Consider the following 23,188-nt stretch of genomic DNA (forward strand, 5'->3'; position numbering starts at 1 on the left):
GACTGATCTCTAGAGGGCTTCCCGAGCGGGGGCCGGCGGGTTTATGCGTCTATCTCTCATCGCGATCGGCCGCCAGAAGCGGGGGCCGGAATACGAGCTGTTCGACATCTACCGCAAGCGGACCATCGCACAGGGCCGCTCCCTCGGCATCACCGCCGTCTCGCTCAAGGAGCTGCCAGAGGCCGCTGCAGGTTCGCCGGCGCTCCGGCAAGACGACGAGGCGCAGCGGCTGCTCCAGCAAGTGCCGGATCGCGCCGTCGCCGTGACACTCGACGAGCGCGGCCGCGAGCTGACCAGTGAAGGCTTTGCCGAATACCTGAAGGCCTGGCTGGAAGGCGGGGCGCCGGAAGTGTCCTTCCTGCTCGGCGGCCCCGATGGCCATGGCCAGCAGGTCCGCGATGCCGCGAAACTGGTGCTTGCCCTCGGCCGGATGACCTGGCCGCACGGGCTCGCGAGAGTGCTGCTGATGGAACAGATTTACCGTTCGGTCACCATTTTGCTCAATCATCCCTACCACCGGGCGTGAGGCTGTGGGGCCCTGGAGAGGGTGCATCGAGGTGACGTGGAGCATGCCGCTGACCAGCCCTGGTCTTGACGGCCATCGCGACGGCCGTAGACCTGGCTCGGACCCGTCCGGCACGGGAGGAGCAGGCATCTGCCGGTCCCCAGGCCTGATCCGCGTGGTCGAGCAGGCTCGGCCAAGACACCTGCCCTGCACCATTCATCCACGCATCCGCGTCGCCACCGCACTGATCATCGGCACGGTTCTTGCTTGCCTGTTGCCCACCGGGGCCTCGCCTCTGGCCAATACCGCCACAGGCGAAGGGCCCTCGCCGGAAGAGCAGCTGAAGCAGAACGAGTTGGACGCTGTTAGTAGAGAACTCGAGCAGCGCAAGGCCCGCGAGGCGGAGCTGAGCGCGAGACTCGCCGAGCTCGAACGGGAGTCGGCCGAGCTTTCCCAGCGGCTGGTCGGCCTCGCGGCCAAGATCCAGTCGCGGGAGGGCGCGATCACCGCGGCTGAGCAGCGCCTGACCGTGTTTGACGAGCAGGCGCGAGCCTTGCATAAGCGGCTCGCGGAGCGGCGCACTTTCCTCTCGGAGCTGCTGGCGGGACTGCAGCGGCTGGAGCGCAACCCGCCGCCGGCGCTGGCCGTGAGACCCGATGACGCACTGCAGGCCGTGCGCAGCGCTATGGTCATGGGCGAAGTTGTGGCCCAACTAAAGAGCCAGGCGGACGCCCTGAGCGCCGATCTCGCAAATTTGACCGAGCTGCGCCGCCGGATGCTGCGAGAGGGCGAGGTTCTCGAAGCCAATATGACAGGCCTCGAGCAGGAGCGTGCGGAAATCGCTGCCCTTCACAGGCAGAAGCAGGCCTTGGTCGAGGCCACGTCGGAGCAGCTGGGCGAGGAACGCAAGCGGGCGGAAGCTGCCGCGGCGAAGGCCGCTTCCCTAAAGGACCTGCTGCGCAAGCTGGAGACCGACAGGCTCGCTGCGGCGGAAGCGCGACGGCAAGCGGAGGCGCGACGCCTTGCCGCCCAAATGACGCCGCAAATACCGTTCACTCGTGCTAAAGGGAAAGTGAACTTCCCTGCGCAAGGAGCCGTGGTACGACATTACGGCGACGACAACGGGTTCGGTGGTCGCAGCCAAGGGGTCTCGATCGCGACCCGACCTGAGGCGCAGGTGACAGCGCCGAGCGACGGCACGGTGAAATACGCCGGCTCGTTTCGCAGCTACGGGGAAATCTTGATCCTGGACGTTGGCGAGGATTATCATATCTTGCTAGCTGGGCTGGATAGGACGATGGTCCAGACAGGACAGTTCGTTCGGGCTGGCGAGCCTGTGGGCGTCATGGGCAAAGACCCCGCTCGGGCAACATTGATCGGCGATAGGACGGGTGATCCGCGGCCGATTCTGTATATTGAGTTTCGAAAGAACAGCGATACGATCGATCCTGCGCCCTGGTGGGCTGGAACAGGTAGAGAGGCACGGAAGTAATGCGAAGGAAATTTCTCGGCGCGGTCGGCTACGGAGCTGTCGGCGCAATTGTCGCGACCGTCGTTTGGAACGGTGCCTCCGCCCTGGATGCAGCGACCACGGCCTCGAAGACAGATACCTATCGGCAGCTGAACCTGTTCGGCGACGTGTTCGACCGTGTCCGGTCGGACTATGTGGAGCCGCCGGACGAGGAGCAGCTGATCGATTCCGCTATCAACGGTATGCTGTCCTCTTTGGATCCGCATTCGAGCTATATGAACTCGGAGCGGTTCCGCGAGATGCAGGTGCAGACCCGTGGCGAGTTCGGAGGCCTCGGCATCGAGGTCACTATGGAGAACGGCCTGGTTAAGGTGGTCTATCCCATTGAGGATACGCCCGCCTCGCGCGCCGGGGTGAAGCCGGATGACTTGATCATCGGCATAGACGGCCAGGAGGTGATGGGGCTTACCCTGAACCAGGCTGTGGACATGATGCGCGGGCCAGTCAACACGCCGATCAAGCTGACCATCCAGCGCAAAGGTGTGGATAAGCCGCTCGATATCGAGATGAAGCGCGCCATCATCCGGATCCGCGCGGTTCGCTCGGAAATGGAAGGCGATGTGGCCTATATCCGGCTGACGTCGTTCAACGAGCAGACCCAGGAGGGCCTGGAGCAGGCGATCCGCGATGCGAAGAAGCAGCTCGGTGACAAGCTGAAGGGCTATATCATCGATCTCCGCAACAACCCGGGCGGCCTTCTCGACGCGGCGATCTCGGTTTCAGACACCGTGCTGGATCGCGGTGAGATCGTGTCGACGCGCGGGCGCAACGCCGACGAGACCCAGCGCTATAACGCCCAGTCTGGCGACTTGCTCGACGGCAAGCCGGTGGTGGTGCTGATCAATGGCGGCTCGGCCTCGGCGTCCGAAATCGTCGCCGGCGCGCTCCAGGACCACAAGCGAGCCACGCTGATCGGCACGCGGTCCTTCGGCAAGGGTTCGGTGCAGACCATCATTCCGATGGGCAGCTACGGTGCCCTCCGCCTGACCACGGCACGCTACTACACGCCGTCCGGCCGCTCGATTCAGGCGCAGGGTATCGAGCCGGACATCAAGGTCGAGCAGGATATTCCTGAGGAAGAGGCCGGCAAGTTCCAGACGCGCGGCGAGGCGAGTCTTCGCGGGCACCTGCAGAACGACAACGGCGAGGAAGCGTCGGGTTCGCCCGCCTACGTGCCGAAGGAAAAGGAAAAGGATACCCAGCTGCAATATGCGCTCAACTACCTGCGTGGCGGCGCGGTGAGCGCGGCCATAAAGCAGGCGAAGCCCGCAGCAACGACGGCGCCGCAGGTCAAGGCCAACTGACGAAGACGCGGCTGTGTACGCAGACCAGCCACGCGAGCGGACAAGCCGTTCGCGTGGCTTTATCATCATGTCTCCCGATAGCGATTGCCATGGCCTCGAACCGGCGAATCGGGGTAGACCGGCTATGGCTGTCGTGACGTGCTAAGATTTACAAGAAAAATCTGAAATCCGGTCGTATGGCGGCGAGGCAATGGCGGATAGCCTCTGGGACGATGTCGGATGATCTTCGCAAATCGCTTCACCCGAGGGCTGAAAGGCCCGTGACGGGCAGATCGCTTGCCAAGCCGCTCTATATCGCGGTTGGCACGCTGGCAGTTCTGATGATCAGCGTCTTCATTTGGCTCATGCTCGCCCATGACCCTGACGCCGGCCAGCCGAAAGTTGTGATCGACATCGAACGATCGGACCGCCTGACAACCGGCTCTATACAGGCTCCAGGTCCTGTAGCCGGCCTGCCTACCGCTCCTGACACACGCTCGCTTCCGGACCGCATCTCCCCGGCGCTGCCGCCTGCACCCGCGCCAAGCCTCGTGGAGGCTGGCCGATATGGCCCCCTGCCACGGGTAAGCCAGGGTGAAAAGCCGCTATTCGCCTATGCCAGGCCGCTCTCGCGGGAGCAGGTGAACTCGCCGTTGCCGAAGATCGCCCTCGTCATCGCCGGTATTGGTGGCGACCCCCATGTTCCAATGGTTGTCCTCGACCGTCTGCCGGCCGATATAACCTTGGCTGTACCCTCCTCCGCTCGGGACGCACAAGGCTGGATTGATCGGGCGCGCGAGAAGGGGCACGAGGTGCTCCTGGAACTGCCCATGGAGCCCGCGGCCTTCTCGGAAGCGGGCCTGTCCAGGCGGCCGATCCTGGCCGACGCAGCCGAGCACGACATCGTCGACGACATGCATTGGCACCTGAGCCGTGCCTCGGGCTACTTCGCCGCCGCCAATCCGTCCCGGAGCCGCTATCGCAGCAATGCGGAGGCGCTCCGGACCATCTTTCGAGAGCTCGGGCAGCGTGGCTTGGGCTTCATCGAAATCACGCCCGGCACGGCCGCCGCCCGGCAGGTTGCCACGTCTATGGGGCTGGATTACGCAGGCGTCGATCTCGTCGTCGATGCCAATCCGACCGGCACGCGTATCGAGGCGGCCTTGGACCGGCTGGTGGACGTGGCCCAGAGGAACGGCTTCGCCATGGCAAGCGCTACAGCGACGCCGACCACCATCGAGCGGCTTTCAGCTTGGCTCGACAAGGTGAATGGACGAGAGGCGGTGGTCGTGCCGGCGAGCGCCGCTCTGCTCATGCCCCGCAACGGATGGAAGTGATGACGCTGCTTGACGACGCCCAGATTGCCGCGATGCCCTACCGGCCTTGTGTTGGCATCATGCTGGCCAACCGCGAGAACAAGGTATGGATAGGACGTCGCGTGCCGAAATGGGAGTGCGACGGCGGACCCGAACTCTGGCAAATGCCGCAAGGCGGTATCGACGAGGGTGAGGATCCGCGCGAGGCAGCGTTCCGCGAGCTGTTCGAAGAGGTGGGCACGCGCAGCGCCTCGATCATCGCGGAATCGGAGCAGTGGTTTCAATACGATCTGCCACGCTCGGCCATCGGCAAGGCATTGGAGGGGCGCTATCGGGGCCAGAAGCAGAAATGGTTCCTGATGCGCCACGAGGGCCAGGATTCCGATTTCAATCTCGTGCCCGTCGATGGTGGCGAGATCGAGTTCGACGACTGGCGCTGGGTTCATGTGGACGAAGTGACGGGCCTCGTGGTGCCGTTCAAACGCCGCGTTTATGAACAGGTGGTCGCCGTCTTCGCCCCTTATCTGCGGGCGTAAGCCCAGGCGTGACCGGCGCATGCGGCCTCCCGCCGGCGAAACCTGGGCGGTTTAGCCATAAGGATGGCTGGAATCGTCTGCCGGACGAGCTATCATCGGCCCCAAGGCTCATTCATATGACACTGGGGAAACGCTGATGATCACGCTCACACGCCGGCACGTTCTCCTGGGAAGCTTCGCGACGGCGGCCGCCGCCTTGAGCTTTCCCACGCGCGGCAGCGCCGCCGAGTTCATCAATATCGCCACCGGTGGCACCAGCGGTGTCTATTATCCCCTCGGCGTCGCGCTTTCGAAAGTCTACGGCTCGGTTCTCCCCGACGCCAAGATCTCTGTCCAGGCGACAAAGGCATCTGTCGAGAACCTCAACCTGATCCAAGCCGGACGGGCCGAGGTGGCCTTCAGCTTGGGCGATGCGGTGGCCGATGCGTGGAATGGCGAAAAGGAAGCGGGCTTCAACAACAAGCTCACCAAGCTGCGCGCCATCGGCGGCCTCTATAATAACTATGTCCAAATCGTCGCGTCCGAGGCATCGGGAATCAAGACGCTCGCCGACCTGAAGGGCAAGCGCATCTCGGTCGGCGCGCCCCGCTCGGGCACCGAGCTCAACGCCAGGGCCGTGCTTGGCGCCGCCGGCCTGACCTACGACGACTTCAGCAAGGTAGAATATCTGCCGTTCGGCGAATCGGTCGATCTCATGAAGAACCGGCAGCTCGACGTGACGCTGCAATCGGCAGGGCTTGGCGTATCCTCCATCAAGGACCTTGCCACCTCCATCCCCATCGTGGTGGTTCCCGTACCCCAGGACGTGGTGGAGAAGATCGGGAACCCGGCCTATCAGCCCAGCGTGATTCCGGCGGGCACCTACGAGGGCCAGCCCGCCGATGTTCCGGCAGTGGCCATCACCAACATCCTGGTGACGCGGGAGGACTTGTCCGAGGACACCGTCTATCAGCTGACCAAGTCAATGTTCGACCACCTCAGCGATTTGGTCTCCGCGCACTCGGCGGCAAAGGGCATCGATCCCAACAAGGCGGCGAAGAACCTTCCCATCCCGCTGCATCCGGGCGCCGAGCGGTACTACAAGGAGACTGGCGTCCTCTAAGAGCACGAGGTGAGTTGACGCGTGCCATCCCTGTCGAGCGAGCACGAAGCGGCAGTGAGCCCGGTCTCGGATCGCCCGGCAGCGGATAGCCACGTCGAGGATGCTGCGCAGAACCCATCGCTCAAGGCTCTGTACCTCGTTGGCGTGGTCTTCTCCCTCTTCCAGATCTGGACCGCTGCCTACAGCCCCTTGTCCAGCCTCGTGGTCCGCTCGATCCATGTCGGCTTCCTGCTGCTGATCATCTTCGGCCTTGCCGCGGCAAAAGCGCAGAGTGGAGCGCAGCGCGTGCTGTTGTGGATGCTTGGCGCTGTAGGTTTCCTGTTGGGTCTCTATCACTGGATCTTCGAGACCGATCTGCTGTTGCGCGCCGGCATGCCGTCAACGGCGGACCTAGCCGTCGGCATCGCGGTGATCCTGCTCGTGTTCGAAGCCACGCGCCGCACCATGGGCTGGGCCCTGCCGATCCTCTGCGGCCTCTGCCTCGCCTATGGCATGTGGGGCCAATACCTGCCCGGCCCGCTCGCCACCCGCGGTTATGCCTTCGAGCAGATCATCGAGCAGCTCTACATGGGCACCGAAGGCATCTACGGCACGCCCATCTATGTGTCGGCCACCTATATCTTCCTGTTCATCCTGTTCGGCACGTTTCTCGAGCGGGCCGGCATGATCAAGCTGTTCAACGACATCTCCATGGGCCTTGTCGGCCATCGCAGGGGCGGGCCGGGAAAGGTGTCCGTGCTGTCATCCGGCTTTATGGGCACTATCAACGGCTCGGGCGTCGCCAACGTGGTCACCACCGGCCAGTTCACCATTCCGCTGATGAAGCGCTTCGGCTATTCGCCGGTGTTTGCCGGCGCCGTCGAAGCCACCTCCAGCATGGGCGGCCAGATCATGCCGCCGGTCATGGGCGCGGTAGCCTTCATCATGGCGGAGACTTTGGGCCTGCCCTATGTGGAGATCGTGAAGGCTGCCATCGTCCCAGCCCTGCTCTACTTCGCCGCCGCCTTCTGGTCGGTCCATCTGGAAGCTGGCCGCAAGCGGCTGCTGGGCCTGCCGAAGGAAGAATGCCCAAGCCCGCTGCAAGCCCTGCGTGAAAAATGGTATCTGGTCCTGCCGCTGGCCGTTCTCGTCTACCTGCTGTTCTCCGGCTACACGCCCCTGTTCTCGGGCACGGTGAGCCTCGCGCTCACGCTCGTGCTCATTCTGGGCGCGGCCATTGCTCTCAACCTGCGCGGCACCGCCCTGCGCGTCGTGCTTTGGGTGGTGCTGGGCCTGCTGTGCGGCTCCTTCTTTGAGGTCGGAATAACCGGCGTCTTTCTGGTGGTGCTTGGCCTGATGCTGGCCAATCTGCTCACACGGGGCGGCCGCGAGACCTTGCGGCTGTCGGTCGACAGCCTGGCGGAAGGAGCGCGGCATGCGGTCAATGTCGGCATCGCCTGTGCCATTGTCGGCGTGCTGATCGGCATCTTCACGCTCACCGGCGCGGCGGTGCAGTTCGCCGAATTGATTCTCGCCTTTGGCCAGAACAGCCTGTTTCTCAGCCTGGTCCTCACCATGGTGGCCTGCATTCTGCTCGGCACCGGACTTCCCACCATACCGAACTACATCATCACCAGCGCCATCGCTGCCCCGGCCCTGCTGGAGCTCGGCGTGCCGCTGCTGGTCTCACATATGTTCGTGTTCTACTTCGGCATCATGGCCGACCTGACGCCGCCGGTCGCCCTCGCGGCCTTCGCCGCAGCGCCCATCGCCCGCGCCTCGGGCATGGCCATCGGCTGGCAGGCGACCCGCATCGCGATGCCCGGCTACGTCGTGCCATTCATGGCCGTCTATGATCCCGCCCTCATGCTGCAGAGTGGTGACTGGCTCGACAGCGGCTATATGGCATTCAAGGCGTTGCTGGCGATCGGCTTATGGGGCGGCGCGATGGTCGGCTTCCTCAAGAGTCCACTGAACTGGCCGGAACGCATTGTCGCCACCGCCGCGGCGTTCCTGCTGGTCCTGGCCATACCCATAACGGACCAGCTGGGCTTTGGGCTCGCCGTCGCCTTCCTGCTCTGGCATTGGTGGCGCACGCGGCACGTTGTGGAAAGCAAACCCGCGTGAGCCTGCTGTGCCTCATGGCCGGCGCGGCGCTGGCGACCCTCACCCTGCCGAACGACCGCTTCACTCTGGCCTGGACTCATTCCGTGGAGAAGCAGGTCTGGGAGGAGGACTACCGGGTCGGCGCGATGGGACTGACCCTGGAGGAGGCGCGTATACACGGGTCCGGCGCGGGCATGGAGCCCGGACCGGATGCGGCGCTGACCGCAGACGGCTGGTGGCGCTATCACCCGCAGCGGCCTCCTCTGCCCGAACTGACCCTCGCCGCTTCCGATTTCACGGCCGATTACCGGATATGCGTCGAAGGCCGGTGTCAGCGGCTCGCAGAACTGATCGACCCGGGCCCGCGTAGCGTGACGCTCAAGCCCTGCCCACGGTCCACCCGTTAGTCTATACAGCAGTCCTGGCCAACCGCCGCTGGTGCCGTGACATATACCACCAGGCCACTGCCTGGATCTTGGTGGTGATGAAGCCGTGCGGATCCAATCCGCCCGCCTTGGCCACCATGGAGATCAGCCGATCCATGTGCTGGCGCTGGTAGACGCCCATCGCCCGCTTCTGATAGGCATCCGCAAAGGTCTTGCGGTGATAGGGCGTATCGCTGTCTGCAGGGTAATTGGCGCAGTAATAGGCACCCGCCAGTTCGTCGTCATCCGCCTCATTCACCCGGCCGACCGCCACCTTGAGCCGCCCCAGCCTGCCCGGCAGCTCCGATTCGTATTTCTTGTAGATCTCGTAGAAACAGCGGTAGTGGGCGAACTCATCCGCCGCCATGAAGGTGACAATCTGCTTGAGGCAGGGCTCGTCCGTGCGGTCCTTGATCGCGGTATAGAACGAGGACGTGCCGCTCTCGACCACGCAGCGCGCGATCATCTCACCGGCCTTGGAGCCTCGCCGTGATTCCTGCGCCGTCGTGTCGATGCTCTGGATTTTCCGGAACCGCTCGAAAGAGCCTTCGAAATCGAAGCTCGGGTCGGCCAGCTTGGCCCAGGCCGCAAGCGCCCGGCCATGCTGTGCCTCCTCTCGGCCCCATTGCTCGATGTTCTGCTGAACGGTCTCGTCGTCGTGAAAGACGTTGCGGAGATAGCTCACATAGTCCGGCGCATTGAACTCGACCAGCGCCGCCGCCTTTACCGCCTTGAGGATTTCCGGATCGACCTTGCTGGCATCGAACGCGCCCCAGTTGATCCGGTCCAAGGTCCACCGCATGGTTCCATGGCCGCCATGCATGGCAAAGCACCTCCACGCCCGCAGATGCCGCAAGGCAAAGCGCGGCATCCGACCCCGCGATTCGTGAACGAGCTTATTATACCGGAGCCGTCAGCGCAGCTTCCACTTGCCGCAGATGATCAAGCGTCTCTTGTGCCTTGCGCCGCTTCTCGTCATCGGTGGCATCAGCCACGTCTTCCTCGGCATCTTTGATGCGTTGGGCGAAGGAGGCCCGATCCAGCTCGGCCAGCGGGATCGCCTCCTCGGCGAGCACCGTCAAACCCTGTGGGTTGACCTCCGCGAAGCCGCCGCGCACGAAGATACGATCCTCTGACCCGCCCTCCCGGCGCACCGCCAACAGGCCCGGCTTCAGCGTGGTGATCAGCGGCGCATGGCGCACGAGCACGGTCATCTCGCCCTCGCCGCCGGGAATGGTTACCTGCTCGACATCACCGGAGAACAGGAGGCGCTCCGGCGATACGAGTTCGAAGTGAAGCAGCTCAGCCATGAAGTGGCGACCCCTTGCGAAAACGCTCTAGATTGCGTTGGCCTCAGGCTGCCTCGGCCGCCAGCTTCTGCGCCTTCTCCACCGCTTCCTCGATGGTGCCCACCATGTAGAAGGCCGCTTCCGGCAGGTGGTCGTACTTGCCCTCGCACAGGCCGGCAAAGCCTTTGATCGTGTCTTCCAGGTTCACGAACTTGCCCGGCGCACCGGTGAACACCTCAGCCACATGGAACGGCTGCGACAGGAAGCGCTCGATCTTGCGGGCGCGCGAGACCACCAGCTTGTCCTCTTCCGACAGCTCGTCCATGCCCAGAATGGCGATGATGTCCTGCAGCGCCTTGTAGCGCTGGAGAATCTCCTGCACCCGGCGGGCAACGGTGTAGTGCTCCTCGCCGATGATGCGCGGATCCAGCATGCGCGAGGTTGAATCCAGCGGGTCGACCGCCGGATAGATGCCCTTTTCCGCAATCGAGCGCGACAGCACGGTGGTCGCGTCCAAATGGGCGAAGGATGTCGCGGGCGCCGGGTCGGTCAAATCGTCCGCGGGCACGTAGATCGCCTGCACCGAGGTGATCGAGCCCTTCGTGGTGGTGGTGATGCGCTCCTGCAGGGCGCCCATGTCGGTTGCAAGCGTCGGCTGATAGCCCACCGCTGAGGGAATACGGCCCAGCAGCGCCGACACTTCCGAGCCCGCCTGAGTGAAGCGGAAGATGTTGTCCACGAAGAACAGCACGTCCTGTCCCTGGTCGCGGAAATATTCGGCGACGGTGAGGCCGGTGAGGCCAACCCGGGCGCGCGCGCCGGGCGGCTCGTTCATCTGGCCATAGACGAGTGCGCACTTGGAGCCTTCGCCACCGCCCTTCTTGTTCACGCCGGACTCGATGAACTCGTGATAGAGATCATTGCCCTCGCGCGTACGCTCGCCAACCCCGGCGAACACCGAATAGCCGCCATGGGCCTTGGCGATGTTGTTGATGAGCTCCTGAATGAGCACGGTCTTGCCCACGCCGGCACCGCCGAACAGGCCGATCTTGCCGCCCTTTGCGTAAGGTGCGAGCAGGTCCACCACCTTGATGCCGGTGATCAGGATTTCCGCTTCCGTCGATTGGTCGACGAATTCGGGCGCCGGCTGGTGGATCGAACGCGTTTCCTGGTGCGGCACCGGCCCGGCCTGATCGACCGGCTCGCCGATCACGTTCATGATCCGGCCCAGGGTGCCAGGGCCCACCGGAACCGAGATCGGCGCGCCGGTATCCACCACGTCCTGGCCGCGCACCAAGCCTTCGGTCGAGTCCATGGCGATCGAACGCACCGTGTTCTCGCCCAGATGCTGCGCCACCTCGAGCACCAGACGATTGTCGCCGTTCTTGGTCTCGAGCGCGTTCAGGATCTCGGGCAGGTGGTCATCGAACTGAACGTCGACGACCGCGCCCGTAACCTGACGGATCCGGCCGATCGGATTGTTCGGCTGCTTGGCTTCGGCGGGCCTTACCCGAGTGGCCCTCTTCGTGGTCGTCGGTGTGGCGGTCGTGGTGGTGGTCATCGGTCAATCCCTGCTTGATCCAGTGTCGCACGCGGAAGCTGCCGGCCCATGCGGCCGCGTCACACAGCCTCGGCGCCCGAGATGATTTCGATAAGCTCCTTGGTGATCATCGCCTGACGGGTGCGGTTGTAGTTCAGCGTCAGCTTGTCGATCATTTCGCCGGCGTTGCGGGTGGCCGCATCCATCGCCGACATGCGCGCGCCCTGCTCGCCCGCAGCATTCTCGAGCAGCGCCCGGAAGATCTGAACCGAGACGTTGCGCGGCAGGAGCTCGTCCAGGATCTCGGTTTCCTCGGGCTCGTATTCATAGATCGCCCCGCCGAGATCGAGCTTCGGCGCATCGGCGGCGGCCACGGCATCAATCCGCGCCGGGATCAGCTGCACCGCCGTCGGCTTCTGCGTCATCACGTTCTTGAAGTTCGAATAGAACAGGGTCGCGACGTCGAATTCGCCCGCGTCGAACATCTCGAACACCTTGCGGCTGACGAGCTGGGCCTCGCCGAACCCGATGCGGCGGACACTGCGGAACTCGATCGTATCGAGGATCTGCTGGCCAAGGGTGCGGCGCAACGCATCGCGCCCCTTGCGGCCGACGCAGAGGATCTTGACTGTCTTGCCCTGATTGATCAGCTGAAAGGCATGGTCGCGGGCGAGCTTGGCGATATTGGAGTTGAACCCGCCGCACAGGCCGCGCTCCGCGGTCATCACGATCAGCAGATGCACCTGGTCGCGGCCGGTTCCGGTCAGCAACCGTGGCGCGGCACCATCGGCATTGATACCGCTGGCCAGGTTCGCCAGGACCGCCTCCATCCGCTCGGCATAGGGCCGCGCCGCCTCGGCTGCCTCCTGCGCCCGGCGCAGCTTGGCGGCGGCGACCATCTGCATCGCCTTGGTGATCTTCTGCGTCGAGCGGACGCTGGAGATCCGGTTTCTGAGGTCCTTCAAGCTCGGCATTCAGCCGCTTTCCTCTGCTCGGTCTTCAACAGGATCGCTAACCCGCGTCAGGCTCAGGCGGCGAAGGCCTTGGCGAAGCTGTCCACCGCTGCTTTCAGCTTATCCGCTGTAGCGGGGCTCAGTTCCTTCTCCGTCCGGATCGTGTCGAGAATATCCTGATGCCTGTCGTGCATGATGCGCAGCAATTCCTCCTCGAAGGCACGCACCTTGCTGACCGGCAGCCGGTCCAGATAGCCGTTCACGCCCGCGTAGATCACGACCACCTGCTCCTCGACCGCCAGCGGCGAGAACTGTGGCTGCTTCAGAAGCTCCGTCAGGCGCGCGCCACGGGCCAACAGACGCTGGGTCGCGGCATCGAGATCGGAGCCGAACTGGGCGAAGGCGGCCATTTCGCGATACTGGGCAAGCTCGCCCTTGATGCGGCCGGCCACCTGCTTCATGGCCTTGATCTGGGCGGCCGAACCCACGCGCGACACCGAGAGGCCCACATTCACGGCCGGCCGGATGCCCTGATAGAACAGGTCGGTCTCGAGGAAGATCTGCCCGTCGGTGATCGAGATCACGTTGGTCGGGATATAGGCCGACACGTCGTTGGCCTGCGTTTCCACCACCGGCAGCGCCGTCAGCGAGCCCGCACCATAATCGTCGTTCAGCTTCGCCGCGCGCTCGAGCAGGCGGGAATGCAGGTAGAACACGTCGCCCGGATAGGCCTCGCGCCCCGGCGGACGGCGTAGCAGCAGCGACATCTGGCGATAGGCGACCGCCTGCTTCGACAGGTCGTCATAGGCCAGCAGCGCGTGCATGCCGTTGTCGCGGAAGTACTCGCCGATGGTGCAGCCCGTATAGGGCGCAAGATACTGCATCGGCGCCGGGTCGGACGCCGTGGCGGCAACGACCACCGAATATTCCAGCGCGCCGTTCTCCTCCAGCGTCTTCACCAGCTGCGCCACGGTGGACCGCTTCTGCCCGCAGGCCACATAGACGCAGTAGAGCTTCTGCTTCTCGTCGCCCGTGGCATTGACCGTCTTCTGGTTGAGGATGGTGTCGACGATGATCGCGGTCTTGCCGGTCTGGCGGTCGCCGATGATCAGCTCGCGCTGGCCGCGGCCGATCGGGATCAGCGCGTCGATGGCCTTGATGCCGGTCTGCATGGGCTCATGCACCGACTTGCGCGGGATGATGCCCGGCGCCTTCACGTCCACGCGCCGGCGCTCGCTGCTGACGATCGGCCCCTTGCCGTCGATCGGGTTGCCCAGGGCGTCGACCACGCGGCCGAGCAAGCCCTTGCCCACCGGCACCTCGACGATGGCGCCCGTGCGCTTGACCACGTCGCCTTCCTTGATCTCGCGGTCGGAACCGAAGATCACCACGCCGACATTGTCCACTTCCAGGTTCAGGGCCATGCCCCGGGTGCCGTTGGCGAACTCGACCATTTCGCCGGCCTGAACATTGTCCAGGCCGTAGACGCGGGCGATGCCGTCACCGACCGACAGGACCTGGCCGACCTCGGAGACCTCCGCCTCGCGGCCGAAGTTCTTGATCTGCTCCTTGAGGATCGCGGAAATTTCCGCCGGACGGATATCCATCACCCAACCTCTCTCATGGCGATACGAAGATTCTGCAGTTTCGTGCGCAGCGAGCCGTCAATCATGCGGCTGCCGACCTTGACCACCAGGCCGCCGAGGATAGAAGGCTCCACCTTGGTGTCCACTTGAACGTCACGCCCCACGGCGGTCTGCAGCGCCTGCCTGATCCGATCGATCTGATCGGCGGTCAGCGGCTCGGCCGAAGTCACCTGGGCCGTCTCCTCGCCGCGGTGCGCAGCCAGGAGCTTCTTGTAGGCGGAAATCATCTCGCCGATGGCGAACAGCCGGCGATTGCGGGCGGCGAGCGCAATGAAGTTCGCCGCAAGCCCGGTGATGTTGGCCGCGCTGAGAACCGCCGTGATGGCCCGCATCTGCTCGTCCGGCGTGAAGACGGGGCTGCGGACGAGGCGCTGAAGATCGGGGGAGTCGGCAACAAGCGCGGCGAACTGGTCGAGATCGGCCCCCACCTTGTCCAACGCGCCCTCCGAAAGCGCGAGTTCGAACAGGGCGGTTGCGTACCGCCCCGGCATGCCTTCAACTGTCGAACGCGTTGCCGCCACCTTGACCTGTCTCTTCACAAAACTCCGGCTGGATCGCGCATTCTCATTAGCACGAAGCCAACGGATTGATTTAGCGAGATAAATTCAGTGAGGAACAGGCGAGTAGCTGAGCGTTCCCCCTAAACGGGCTCCATCTAACACAGGAAGATGGCGCTGGCAACGCGGCGGAGGCGCCTGATTGTCGCAAAATATGGCCGCCGCGCGCAAAAGCGGCCGGCGCAGCAGCGCAGAGGCGGCTCAAAGGAAGCTATACGGATCAATATCGATGTCGATCCGCAGCGACCCGCGGGGCTGAATCCCATTCAGCCATGCGGCAATAAACCCCTGAATGTTGAAGTCGCGCTCCGCCTGCACCAGCAACCGGAAACGGTAGCGGCCGCGGATGAGGGCGATCGGGGCGGGCGAGGGTCCGAACACCTGGCCGCCTTTGGCAGCAGGAACGCGTCGGCCGAGCTCCCGGGCGAACCGCTCGGTCTCGAGCTGGTCGCGGCCCGAAATGATCAAGGCGGCGAGGCGGCCATATGGCGGCATCTTCGCCTGCTCGCGCTGCCGCTTCTCCTGGGCGAGGAACGCGGCCTCGTCCCCCGAAGCCAGGGCCCGCATGAGCGGATGGTCGGGCATGTATGTCTGGATGAACGCGCGGCCCGGCAGGCTCTCGCGTCCGGCCCGCCCCGCCACCTGCGACAGGAGTTGATAGGTGCGCTCGGCCGCCCGCGGGTCCGCATTGCCCAGCACCAGGTCCGCATCGATGACGCCCACCAGGGTGAGCCCAGGGAAATGATGGCCCTTGGCCACAAGCTGAGTGCCGATCACGATGTCGTAGCGCCGCTCTGCCACGTCCCGGAAGATCTCGCGCAGGAATGCCCCCCGCACCAGGTCGCTCGACAGGAGGGCAATTCGGGCGCCGGGAAACCGCTCGGCCACCTCCTCCGCCAGGCGCTCGATGCCTGGCCCGCACGGCACAAGCGAGTTTTCTGCGTTGCAGGCCGGACAGACATGAGGCACCGGCGCCACATGGCCGCAATGATGGCATTGCAGCTGCCGCCGGAAGCGATGCTCCACCAGCCATGTCTCGCAGTTCGGGCACTGCAGCCGATGGCCGCAGGCCCGGCACAGGGTCAGCGGCGCATAACCGCGCCGGTTGAGGAACAGAAGCGCCTGTTCGCCTTCCTGGAGCGTGCGTACCACCTCGGCAACAAGCGGCTCGGATATCCACCGGCCGCGTTCCACCGGACTTGAACGCATGTCGATCAAGTCGATGCTGGGCAGCTGTGCATCGCCGTGGCGGGCCGAGAGCGTCACATGTCGATAACGGCCGCGATCCACGTTCACCAGCGACTCCAGTGACGGTGTCGCCGACGACAGGATCACCGGAAATTTGCCGAGCGAGCCATAGGCCACGGCCATGTCGCGCGCATGATAGGTGACCCCCTCCTCCTGCTTGAACGCGGCCTCGTGCTCTTCATCGACCACGATCAGGCCGAGCCGGTCGAACGGCAGGAACAGAGCTGAGCGCGCGCCGAGCACGATTTTCGCGGTGCCATTGGCCACGCCGCGCCACACCCGTTCGCGCTCGGTCGACTTCAGCGCGGAATGCCACTCGGCCGGAGCTGCGCCGAAACGATCCTTGAGCCGGCGGATGAAGCCCGCTGTCAGCGCGATCTCGGGCAGGAGCACCAGCACCTGCCGGTCGGCGGCCAGGGTTGCGGCAATAGCTTCGCAATAGACCTCCGTCTTGCCGGAGCCGGTCACGCCGTCCAGCAGGGTGACCGAGAAGGCCCGCTCCGCCACGGCGGCCCGCAAGGCCTGCGCAGCTTGCGCCTGCTCGTTCGACAGGCCGCGATGCGGCTGTATGTGGGGCACCTCGAACGGCCGGTCTGCCGGAAAATGGTGCGGCACGAGCGCCCCAGCCTCCACCAATCCGCGCACCACCGCGCTGGTGACCCCTGCCGCTTCCGCCAGCTCGCTCGCCCGCCAGATCAGTCCGTCCGAGGCGAGTTCCAGCACCCGCGCCCGCTGCGGTGTCAGCCGCTCCGGCTGGATCCCCGTCCAGCGATAGCCGGTCTGCATCCGCGGGTCGCCCAAGGCCGCCGGCACCCGCAGGCACATGCGCAGCACGAGGCCGGCAGGCACGAGGTTATAGGCCGCCACCCATTCGATGAACCGGCGCTGCAGGTCCTTGAGCGGCGGAGCGTCGTATTTCTCCCGCACCGGGCGCAGCTTGGGGCCGCTCGGCACCGCGCCGAGCCTGCGGGGCTCCGTCCAGACGATGCCGATCGTATCTCGGGGGCCGAGCGGCACCCGGACATAGTCGCCGGGACCGACGTCGAGATGCGGCGGCACCAGATAGGAGTAAGCACCGGGCAGCGCGAGCGGCAGCAGAACATCGACCACGCGCTGCGCGGCAGCCGTAGCGTCGCTCTCTTCGAATCGGTCCAGGGCCCGTGCAGGCATGAGGCTCAAACTGATGGCAACACGCCGTTAAGGCAATCCGGTCATGGTGTGGCGACCGTCCGTTCTGCGCGACAAGTGGGGTTGCCGAAATGCTAGCGCCAGCCGAGGCCATCATTGCTGCGCCCGATGCAGCACAGGAAGTCGCCGCCTGGTTCGCCTATGTCCAGGCTGAGAAACGCGCATCCCCCAAGACGCTGGAAGCCTACCGCCGCGATGTCAGGCAGTTCCTGGCCTTTCTCGCCCACCATCTCGGCGGACCTGCATCGCTCAAGGATCTCGCTGCCCTGCGGCCGGCCGATTTTCGCGCCTTCCTCGCCGCCCGGCGCCGGGAGGGTGTGGAAAGCCGCAGCCTTGCCCGGCAACTCTCCGCGATACGCGGTCTCTACCGCTTTATGGACCGCAAAAGCGTGCTGCACAATCCTGCGCTCGCGGCAATCCGCTCCCCGAAAATACCCCATGCCGTACCGAAGCCGCTGACCGCAGATGCCGCCAAGCGCCTGATATCGGACGAGGGAAGGCAGTATGACGAAAGCACCCCACCTTGGGTGAAAGCCCGGGATGTGGCCATCCTCACCCTGCTCTACGGCTGTGGCCTGCGCATCTCCGAAGCGCTCGCCCTCTCGCGCCGTGAGGCGCCGAAGCCGGGCCAGGACGTGCTGACCATCACCGGCAAAGGCAACAAGACCCGCATCGTACCGGTGCTGCCGGTGGTACAGATCGCCATTGCCGAATACCTGTCGCTGTGCCCGTTCGCAGCCGTGCTGGATGGGCCGCTCTTCGTCGGCGTGAAGGGCGCGCGCCTCAACCCGCGCATCATCCAGCGCCTCATGGAACGGCTGCGCGGCGCCCTTGGCCTGCCGGAGACGGCCACCCCCCATGCCCTGCGGCATTCCTTTGCCACGCATCTCCTGAGCGCCGGGGCCGATCTGCGCTCCATCCAAGAGCTGCTCGGGCACGCGAGCCTGTCGACGACCCAGGTCTATACGGAGGTCGATCGCGCCCACCTGCTCAAGCAGTACCAGGCAGCGCATCCGCGCGCCTGAGCGTCGCCTCGCGCAACCGTGAAGCCCATCGCTTTGTTCATCCCCATGTGTCCGTGCTAGTCTGGGCGTGTCCAGACGATATGGAGAGACGCAATGAAAGCGAGCATCCTCACCCTGGCACTAGCCGTGTCGGCCGTTGCTTTCGCGGCCGGCGCTCAGGCTTGTACATACAAGAGCGTACAGACCACATCCGCACCGATGACGGTCGCCGAGGTGCCGCCGGCCGCCCCTGCGCCGGCCCCCTCGACCAAGCAATAGCAAAAAGAGACGACATGCAGCCTCGAGCCGGTCATGCCTTGCCATGATCGGCTCTTTCGTGTCGGCCGCCGGCCGAGAGATCAAGCGAAAGCCTTTGCCAGAATGAACAGCGCGCTCTTGATCAGCGCGTAAAGAACACCCCAGACCAGCGCCACGGCGCCGACCGCCGTCCCCAGGCCGATCAGGGTCCACACCCCATCCCGCTCGAGAATCCCGAGCGACAACAGGCAGATCGCCAGGGCGGGCAGCATGTTGCCCAGCGGGATCGGCAGGAACAGGATGATGGTCAGCAAGAAGCACACCGCGCCGATAAAATACTCCGCCGGCGGGTGAGCGAACAGGCCCAACCTGGGGCGAAGCAGGCGCTCGGCCTTGGCGAGCCAAGGAGAAGCCCGCGTGATGAGGGCCGCGAAGTCGCTGCGCGCCATCGAGCGTTTGGTGATGACCTTCGGCAGCCACGGACGCAAGCCCAGCATGAGCTGAGCGGCAAGGAAGATCAGGGGAACACCGAGCACCGACGATGTACCAGGCGGCGTGGGTATCACGTTCGGTAGCGCGAAAATGAACAAGAGGGCGGCGAGCGCCCTGTCGTGCATGGCCGTCAGCAGGTCGCCGACCGAGATGCGCTCGCGGCTGTGGTCCGCGGCGATGTCGCTGAGAACCTCGGAAAGCTTGCGGCCCTCCTTCGGCGCGGCCCTTGAGCCAAGAAAAGCGCTGGTGGTCGGATCGTCAGAGGCCATGCAACCTGCACAATGTGGACGGGGTTACTGTTGCGGGCCGGCGAGGCTGCGGCACACCGGGTCTTTGGAACATCGCATCAGAAGGGTTGCCGATGCCCAAACGGCAGTGCTTTGGCACACCGCCACCAGGAAAGATAGCTTGTCCGAAAGATTACCCACCATCCCGAGCTTTGTCTGACGAGCCGCCTTGACGTAAGCCGCATGCGATCACGGCGCAGACAGTTTCCGTCCCATGTGGGATGACATGCTACGGTGCGCAACCCGGTTGAGGCGACCAGCATTCCATCTCCTCGTTTGGGGCAGCATGCCCTACGAACCATTCCCGCGAGCATCTTACGGTCATAGGTCTCAATTCCGACGCCACCCGCGGGACGATTGATGATGCCCGATATCTGCAACCGAGGATACTCGCGATTTTGAGAGGCCTTAGCATTTCACTACGAAAGCTTCACAACGGAGCGCAAATGGAAGGCAACCCGCCGAAAATCTCAGAACTCCTAAGCAGCCTTGTTCAGCGCGCCAAGGGCGAGAAGATCACGGTGGGCGACATGCTGGACCCGGTCCGCAGCCGCGCTCACGGCCTCGGCCTTTTCCTGTTCGCGCTACCCGAAGCCCTGCCCCTCCCGGTGGCCGGCGTGTCGGCCATCCTCGCCATACCTCTCGTGCTGATTTCCGGACACCTGGTGATCTTCGGGTCGCAGCGCGGACTGCCGCCTGGAATTCTCCGCCGCAAGATGCCGAGCCGCCTGCTGCGCATGGCCGTTGCCAAGGCCATCCCCATTCTGGAGCGTATCGAGAAGATTTCGCGCCCGCGCTGGCTGGCATGGACCAGCATGGAAAGGGTGCTCGGGCTCTTCTGCCTGGCCCTGGCCATCATCATCGCTTTGCCCATACCCTTCGGCAATCTGCCGCCGGCCGTATGCCTCGCCACCATCGCCTTCGGCATGTTGCAGCGAGACGGCTTGCTGGTCGCTGCGGGGCTGATCGGGTCAATCCTGCTGTTTGGCGGTCTCGTCGCGCTGGGCGACTTCCTGCTCCAGTTGTATCACCGCGTAACGGGCTGAGCATCCGCCTGGTGGCTGTTCGGCCTTGCCTTATGTCTATACGTCTGGCATTCTCGACATATGGACACAGAACATGCCATCACCGCCTTTGCCGCCCTGGCGCAGCCCACCCGGCTTGAAGTCTTTCGCCTGCTGGTGGCACGGGAGCCGACCGGTATGCCAGCCGGCGAAATCGCTCGCCGGCTTTCGGTGCCGCACAATACCATGTCGACCCATCTTGCCATCCTCGCCCGGGCGGGCCTCGTCGAAGCGCACCGCCAGAGCCGGTCGATCATCTATCGCGCCCGCCTTGATGTCGTGCAGAAGCTCATAGCCTATCTCGTGAACGATTGCTGCGGCGGCCGTCCCGAGGTGTGCAGACCGCTCGTCGCCGCCCTCGCCCCGTGCTGTCCAGCGGAGGAACCAGGCCGAAGGGAGCTTGCCCATGAGTAAACCTGTCTACAACGTGTTGTTCCTGTGCACCGGGAACTCCGCCCGCTCCATATTGGCCGAGAGCATCCTGAACAAGGACGGCGCCGGCAAGTTCCGCGCCTATTCTGCAGGCAGCATACCGAAGGGCGAAATCAATCCGCTCGCGTTGCAAGTGCTGACCGATCTGGGCTATCCCACCGAGGGCCTGCGCTCCAAATCGTGGGATGAGTTTGCAGCGCCAGGCGCTCCAGCCATGGATTTCGTTTTCACGGTCTGCGACAACGCGGCCGGAGAGGTTTGCCCGATCTGGCCGGGTCAGCCCATGACGGCCCATTGGGGCATCGAAGATCCGGCCGCCGTCGAGGGAACGGAGATCCAGAGGAAAGCAGCCTTTCTGGCTGCACTCCGCTATCTGAAGAATCGCATTGCGACCTTCACGGCGCTGCCGATCGCCAGCCTCGACCGGCTGGCACTCACCGCCAAGCTGCGGGAGATCGGCCGGGGCGAGGGTTCGACGTCCAAACAGCCAAGCGCTGCGTGAAGGAACCATGTCGCTATTCGAACGCTGGCTGACCCTGTGGGTCGCCCTCTGCATCATCGCTGGCATTGCCCTGGGCCACCTCGCACCCGGGCTGTTCCATGCGCTTGCCGCCGCCGAAATCGCCAAGGTCAATCTGCCGGTCGCGGTGCTGGTCTGGCTGATGATCGTGCCCATGCTGGTGAAGGTGGACTTCGCGGCCCTTGGCGAGGTGAGGCAGCACTGGCGTGGCATCGGCGTCACCCTGCTGGTCAACTGGGCGGTCAAGCCGTTCTCCATGGCGGCGCTCGGCTGGCTCTTCATAGGATACCTCTTCAGGCCCTATCTGCCGGCGGGGCAGATCGACAGCTATATCGCCGGGCTGATCATTCTGGCGGCAGCCCCCTGCACCGCCATGGTGTTCGTATGGTCCAACCTGACCAGGGGCGAACCCCACTTCACCCTGAGCCAGGTTGCCCTCAACGACACCATCATGGTGTTCGCCTTCGCGCCTATTGTCGGCCTGCTGCTCGGCCTCTCAGCCATCACCGTGCCGTGGGACACTCTGGTCCTGTCGGTGGTGCTCTATATTGTAGTACCTGTGATTGCAGCTCAGATCCTGCGCCGTTATGTGCTCGCATCCGGCGGCGCGCCCGCGCTGCAGGGGCTGCTGCGGCGTCTCCAACCGGCCTCGTTGATTGCTCTGCTCGCCACGCTCATCCTTCTGTTCGGCTTCCAAGGCGAGCAGATCCTGGGTCAGCCGCTGATCATCGCGCTGCTCGCAGTGCCCATCCTCATCCAGGTCTATTTCAATGCCGGCCTTGCCTACATCCTGAACCGCATCTCCGGCGAGCAGCATTGCGTGGCTGGTCCATCCGCGCTGATCGGGGCCTCCAACTTCTTCGAGCTCGCGGTGGCGGCGGCCATCAGCCTGTTCGGCTTCCAGTCGGGCGCAGCGCTCGCCACCGTGGTGGGCGTGCTGATCGAGGTTCCCGTGATGCTCTCGGTCGTCTGGATGGTGAACCGGTCTAAGGATTGGTATGAGAGCGGCCGCGCCGTCACCAAGCCGGCGAGCAAGCCTACCCCTTCATAATGAAGGCAGCCGCTGCGCCCTCTTGCCGATCTCGGCCCAGGGATCGCCGCGCTTCTTGAGCCGCGTCGGTATGGTTGCCAGCGTGAAGCGCCCGGGGTCGAGATCGGGCGTAACCTCATCCCAGGTCAGCGGCGTGGACACCGGTGCATTGAGCCGCGACCGGGTGGAGTAAGGCGCGACCGCCGTAGACGTCGGGTCGTTGCGCAGGTAATCGATGAAGATGCGGCCCTTGCGCTCCGCCTTCGAGATGCGCGGCAGATAACGCTCCGGTGCCGCCTTCGACATGGCCTCCGCCACACCGCGCGCAAACGCCTTCACCTCCGGCCATTCATGCCGCCGCTGCAAGGGGATCACCACGTGCAGCCCCTTGCCGCCGGTGGTCTTGATGAAAGCCGTGAGCCCATGTCGTTCGAGCGCGGCGCGCACCTCGTGCGCAGCCTTCACCACATCGGCAAACCCCAGGCCCTCGCCCGGGTCGAGATCGAAGATCACCCGGTCCGGGCGGTCCGGCCGGTCGATGCGCGAACCCCAGGGGTGGATCTCCAGCACGCCCATCTGCACCAGCGCGATCAGCCCCTGCCGGTTAGTGATGTAGAGATAGGCGCCCGCGTCCTCGTGTCCGGCAACCGCGATCTCGCGCAGCTGTTCCGGAACGCCTGAACCCGCATGGCGCTGGAAGAAGCACTTCTTCTGCCGGCCCGTCGGACAGCGCACCAGGCTGATCGGCCGCTTCGCCACATGGGGCAGGATATGGTCAGCCACCGCCAGGTAATAATCCGCGAGCGCCCGCTTGGTGATGCCCTGCTCGGGATAGAGCACCTTGTCGGGGCTGGTGAGGCGAACACTATTCACCTCGATCGCTTCCGCTACGGCCAC

The 23,188-nt window shown here is 64.6% G+C and carries 23 protein-coding genes; 14 read left to right on the forward strand and 9 right to left on the reverse strand.

Translation table 11 applies throughout. The annotated features are described in order from the left end of the window. Nucleotides 1-43 precede the first annotated feature (43 nt). The 8 genes from rlmH to E4P09_RS04990 all read left to right on the forward strand — a co-directional run bounded on the left by rlmH (nt 44) and on the right by E4P09_RS04990 (nt 8,765). Nucleotides 44-526: a 23S rRNA (pseudouridine(1915)-N(3))-methyltransferase RlmH gene (rlmH, locus tag E4P09_RS04955; protein ID WP_137388431.1), complete on the forward strand. Its 483-nt coding sequence runs from the start codon at nt 44-46 to the stop codon at nt 524-526. A 43-nt stretch (nt 527-569) separates the two neighbouring features. Continuing rightward, complete coding sequence (locus tag E4P09_RS04960) at nt 570-1,997, forward strand: murein hydrolase activator EnvC family protein (RefSeq protein ID WP_137388432.1); 1,428 nt, start codon at nt 570-572, stop codon at nt 1,995-1,997. Continuing rightward, a complete protein-coding gene (locus E4P09_RS04965; RefSeq protein ID WP_137388433.1) occupies nt 1,997-3,340 on the forward strand; it encodes a S41 family peptidase in 1,344 nt (447 codons plus the stop codon). The genes E4P09_RS04960 and E4P09_RS04965 overlap by 1 nt, the downstream gene beginning before the upstream one ends. 260 nt (nt 3,341-3,600) lie before the next feature. Then, the gene (locus tag E4P09_RS04970; RefSeq protein WP_170984232.1) at nt 3,601-4,656 is read left to right on the forward strand and encodes a divergent polysaccharide deacetylase family protein; all 1,056 of its coding nucleotides are present in this window, start codon (nt 3,601-3,603) and stop codon (nt 4,654-4,656) included. Beyond that, complete coding sequence (locus E4P09_RS04975; RefSeq protein WP_137388435.1) at nt 4,656-5,171, forward strand: RNA pyrophosphohydrolase; 516 nt, start codon at nt 4,656-4,658, stop codon at nt 5,169-5,171. Before E4P09_RS04970 ends, E4P09_RS04975 begins: the two co-directional genes overlap by 1 nt. 136 nt (nt 5,172-5,307) lie before the next feature. After that, nucleotides 5,308-6,273, forward strand: a complete 966-nt coding sequence (locus E4P09_RS04980; protein WP_137388436.1) for a TAXI family TRAP transporter solute-binding subunit — start codon at nt 5,308-5,310, stop codon at nt 6,271-6,273. A gap of 21 nt (nt 6,274-6,294) precedes the next feature. Next, nucleotides 6,295-8,379: a TRAP transporter permease gene (locus E4P09_RS04985; protein ID WP_428977688.1), complete on the forward strand. Its 2,085-nt coding sequence runs from the start codon at nt 6,295-6,297 to the stop codon at nt 8,377-8,379. Continuing rightward, nucleotides 8,376-8,765: a DUF1850 domain-containing protein gene (locus tag E4P09_RS04990; protein ID WP_338048986.1), complete on the forward strand. Its 390-nt coding sequence runs from the start codon at nt 8,376-8,378 to the stop codon at nt 8,763-8,765. Before E4P09_RS04985 ends, E4P09_RS04990 begins: the two co-directional genes overlap by 4 nt. Before the next feature lies 1 nt (nt 8,766). Here E4P09_RS04990 and E4P09_RS04995 read toward each other — a convergent pair whose 3' ends face one another. From E4P09_RS04995 to E4P09_RS05025, 7 genes are all read right to left on the reverse strand, one after another. After that, complete coding sequence (locus tag E4P09_RS04995; protein WP_239025027.1) at nt 8,767-9,606, reverse strand: ferritin-like domain-containing protein; 840 nt, start codon at nt 9,604-9,606, stop codon at nt 8,767-8,769. A 76-nt stretch (nt 9,607-9,682) separates the two neighbouring features. Beyond that, the gene (locus E4P09_RS05000) at nt 9,683-10,093 is read right to left on the reverse strand and encodes a F0F1 ATP synthase subunit epsilon (protein ID WP_137388437.1); all 411 of its coding nucleotides are present in this window, start codon (nt 10,091-10,093) and stop codon (nt 9,683-9,685) included. 43 nt (nt 10,094-10,136) lie between these two features. After that, nucleotides 10,137-11,633, reverse strand: a complete 1,497-nt coding sequence (gene atpD / locus E4P09_RS05005) for a F0F1 ATP synthase subunit beta (protein ID WP_137388438.1) — start codon at nt 11,631-11,633, stop codon at nt 10,137-10,139. A gap of 59 nt (nt 11,634-11,692) precedes the next feature. Further along, nucleotides 11,693-12,586 (reverse strand): F0F1 ATP synthase subunit gamma, encoded by an 894-nt coding sequence (locus tag E4P09_RS05010; RefSeq protein ID WP_137388439.1) that lies wholly within the window; start codon nt 12,584-12,586, stop codon nt 11,693-11,695. A gap of 53 nt (nt 12,587-12,639) precedes the next feature. Continuing rightward, complete coding sequence (atpA, locus tag E4P09_RS05015; protein ID WP_137388440.1) at nt 12,640-14,172, reverse strand: F0F1 ATP synthase subunit alpha; 1,533 nt, start codon at nt 14,170-14,172, stop codon at nt 12,640-12,642. Beyond that, nucleotides 14,172-14,732, reverse strand: coding sequence for a F0F1 ATP synthase subunit delta (locus E4P09_RS05020; RefSeq protein ID WP_137389247.1), 561 nt, complete (start codon nt 14,730-14,732; stop codon nt 14,172-14,174). The genes atpA and E4P09_RS05020 overlap by 1 nt, the downstream gene beginning before the upstream one ends. 237 nt (nt 14,733-14,969) lie before the next feature. After that, a complete protein-coding gene (locus E4P09_RS05025) occupies nt 14,970-17,186 on the reverse strand; it encodes a primosomal protein N' (protein WP_137388441.1) in 2,217 nt (738 codons plus the stop codon). Between the two features lie 89 nt (nt 17,187-17,275). Here E4P09_RS05025 and E4P09_RS05030 point away from each other — a divergent pair, with 89 nt between their 5' ends. Both E4P09_RS05030 and E4P09_RS25855 read left to right on the forward strand, forming a co-directional pair. Then, the gene (locus E4P09_RS05030; protein ID WP_137388442.1) at nt 17,276-18,229 is read left to right on the forward strand and encodes a tyrosine recombinase XerC; all 954 of its coding nucleotides are present in this window, start codon (nt 17,276-17,278) and stop codon (nt 18,227-18,229) included. A gap of 93 nt (nt 18,230-18,322) precedes the next feature. Next, on the forward strand, nt 18,323-18,487 hold the full coding sequence (locus tag E4P09_RS25855; protein WP_170984233.1) for a hypothetical protein: 165 nt from the start codon (nt 18,323-18,325) through the stop codon (nt 18,485-18,487). Between the two features lie 80 nt (nt 18,488-18,567). Here E4P09_RS25855 and E4P09_RS05035 read toward each other — a convergent pair whose 3' ends face one another. Continuing rightward, complete coding sequence (locus tag E4P09_RS05035) at nt 18,568-19,227, reverse strand: exopolysaccharide biosynthesis protein (protein ID WP_137388443.1); 660 nt, start codon at nt 19,225-19,227, stop codon at nt 18,568-18,570. A 464-nt stretch (nt 19,228-19,691) separates the two neighbouring features. Here E4P09_RS05035 and E4P09_RS05040 point away from each other — a divergent pair, with 464 nt between their 5' ends. The 4 genes from E4P09_RS05040 to arsB are packed head-to-tail and all read left to right on the forward strand — an operon-like array spanning nt 19,692 to nt 22,312. Next, nucleotides 19,692-20,291: an exopolysaccharide biosynthesis protein gene (locus E4P09_RS05040; RefSeq protein ID WP_137388444.1), complete on the forward strand. Its 600-nt coding sequence runs from the start codon at nt 19,692-19,694 to the stop codon at nt 20,289-20,291. A gap of 60 nt (nt 20,292-20,351) precedes the next feature. Further along, complete coding sequence (locus tag E4P09_RS05045; RefSeq protein ID WP_137388445.1) at nt 20,352-20,723, forward strand: ArsR/SmtB family transcription factor; 372 nt, start codon at nt 20,352-20,354, stop codon at nt 20,721-20,723. Continuing rightward, complete coding sequence (locus E4P09_RS05050; protein WP_137388446.1) at nt 20,716-21,243, forward strand: arsenate reductase ArsC; 528 nt, start codon at nt 20,716-20,718, stop codon at nt 21,241-21,243. Before E4P09_RS05045 ends, E4P09_RS05050 begins: the two co-directional genes overlap by 8 nt. 7 nt (nt 21,244-21,250) lie before the next feature. After that, the gene (gene arsB, locus E4P09_RS05055) at nt 21,251-22,312 is read left to right on the forward strand and encodes an ACR3 family arsenite efflux transporter (protein WP_137388447.1); all 1,062 of its coding nucleotides are present in this window, start codon (nt 21,251-21,253) and stop codon (nt 22,310-22,312) included. Here the strand turns inward: arsB and ligD are convergent. Further along, complete coding sequence (gene ligD / locus E4P09_RS05060) at nt 22,307-23,188, reverse strand: non-homologous end-joining DNA ligase (RefSeq protein WP_137388448.1); 882 nt, start codon at nt 23,186-23,188, stop codon at nt 22,307-22,309. The two genes, arsB and ligD, sit on opposite strands and share 6 nt — an antisense overlap.

It is taken from the genome of Rhodoligotrophos defluvii, assembly GCF_005281615.1.
Classification (GTDB): Bacteria; Pseudomonadota; Alphaproteobacteria; order Rhizobiales; family Im1; genus Rhodoligotrophos; species Rhodoligotrophos defluvii.

Excerpts from the sequence above, each read along its gene's own strand:
- rlmH (WP_137388431.1), top strand. The coding sequence starts at position 44 with ATGCGTCTATCTCTCATCGCGATCGGCCGCCAGAAGCGGGGGCCGGAA.
- E4P09_RS04960 (WP_137388432.1), top strand. The coding sequence starts at position 570 with ATGCCGCTGACCAGCCCTGGTCTTGACGGCCATCGCGACGGCCGTAGA.
- E4P09_RS04965 (WP_137388433.1), top strand. The coding sequence starts at position 1,997 with ATGCGAAGGAAATTTCTCGGCGCGGTCGGCTACGGAGCTGTCGGCGCA.
- E4P09_RS04975 (WP_137388435.1), top strand. The coding sequence starts at position 4,656 with ATGACGCTGCTTGACGACGCCCAGATTGCCGCGATGCCCTACCGGCCT.
- E4P09_RS04980 (WP_137388436.1), top strand. The coding sequence starts at position 5,308 with ATGATCACGCTCACACGCCGGCACGTTCTCCTGGGAAGCTTCGCGACG.
- E4P09_RS04995 (WP_239025027.1), bottom strand. The coding sequence starts at position 9,606 with ATGCATGGCGGCCATGGAACCATGCGGTGGACCTTGGACCGGATCAAC.
- E4P09_RS05000 (WP_137388437.1), bottom strand. The coding sequence starts at position 10,093 with ATGGCTGAGCTGCTTCACTTCGAACTCGTATCGCCGGAGCGCCTCCTG.
- atpD (WP_137388438.1), bottom strand. The coding sequence starts at position 11,633 with ATGACCACCACCACGACCGCCACACCGACGACCACGAAGAGGGCCACT.
- E4P09_RS05010 (WP_137388439.1), bottom strand. The coding sequence starts at position 12,586 with ATGCCGAGCTTGAAGGACCTCAGAAACCGGATCTCCAGCGTCCGCTCG.
- atpA (WP_137388440.1), bottom strand. The coding sequence starts at position 14,172 with ATGGATATCCGTCCGGCGGAAATTTCCGCGATCCTCAAGGAGCAGATC.
- E4P09_RS05025 (WP_137388441.1), bottom strand. The coding sequence starts at position 17,186 with ATGCCTGCACGGGCCCTGGACCGATTCGAAGAGAGCGACGCTACGGCT.
- E4P09_RS05030 (WP_137388442.1), top strand. The coding sequence starts at position 17,276 with ATGCTAGCGCCAGCCGAGGCCATCATTGCTGCGCCCGATGCAGCACAG.
- E4P09_RS25855 (WP_170984233.1), top strand. The coding sequence starts at position 18,323 with ATGAAAGCGAGCATCCTCACCCTGGCACTAGCCGTGTCGGCCGTTGCT.
- E4P09_RS05035 (WP_137388443.1), bottom strand. The coding sequence starts at position 19,227 with ATGGCCTCTGACGATCCGACCACCAGCGCTTTTCTTGGCTCAAGGGCC.
- E4P09_RS05040 (WP_137388444.1), top strand. The coding sequence starts at position 19,692 with ATGGAAGGCAACCCGCCGAAAATCTCAGAACTCCTAAGCAGCCTTGTT.
- E4P09_RS05045 (WP_137388445.1), top strand. The coding sequence starts at position 20,352 with ATGGACACAGAACATGCCATCACCGCCTTTGCCGCCCTGGCGCAGCCC.
- E4P09_RS05050 (WP_137388446.1), top strand. The coding sequence starts at position 20,716 with ATGAGTAAACCTGTCTACAACGTGTTGTTCCTGTGCACCGGGAACTCC.
- arsB (WP_137388447.1), top strand. The coding sequence starts at position 21,251 with ATGTCGCTATTCGAACGCTGGCTGACCCTGTGGGTCGCCCTCTGCATC.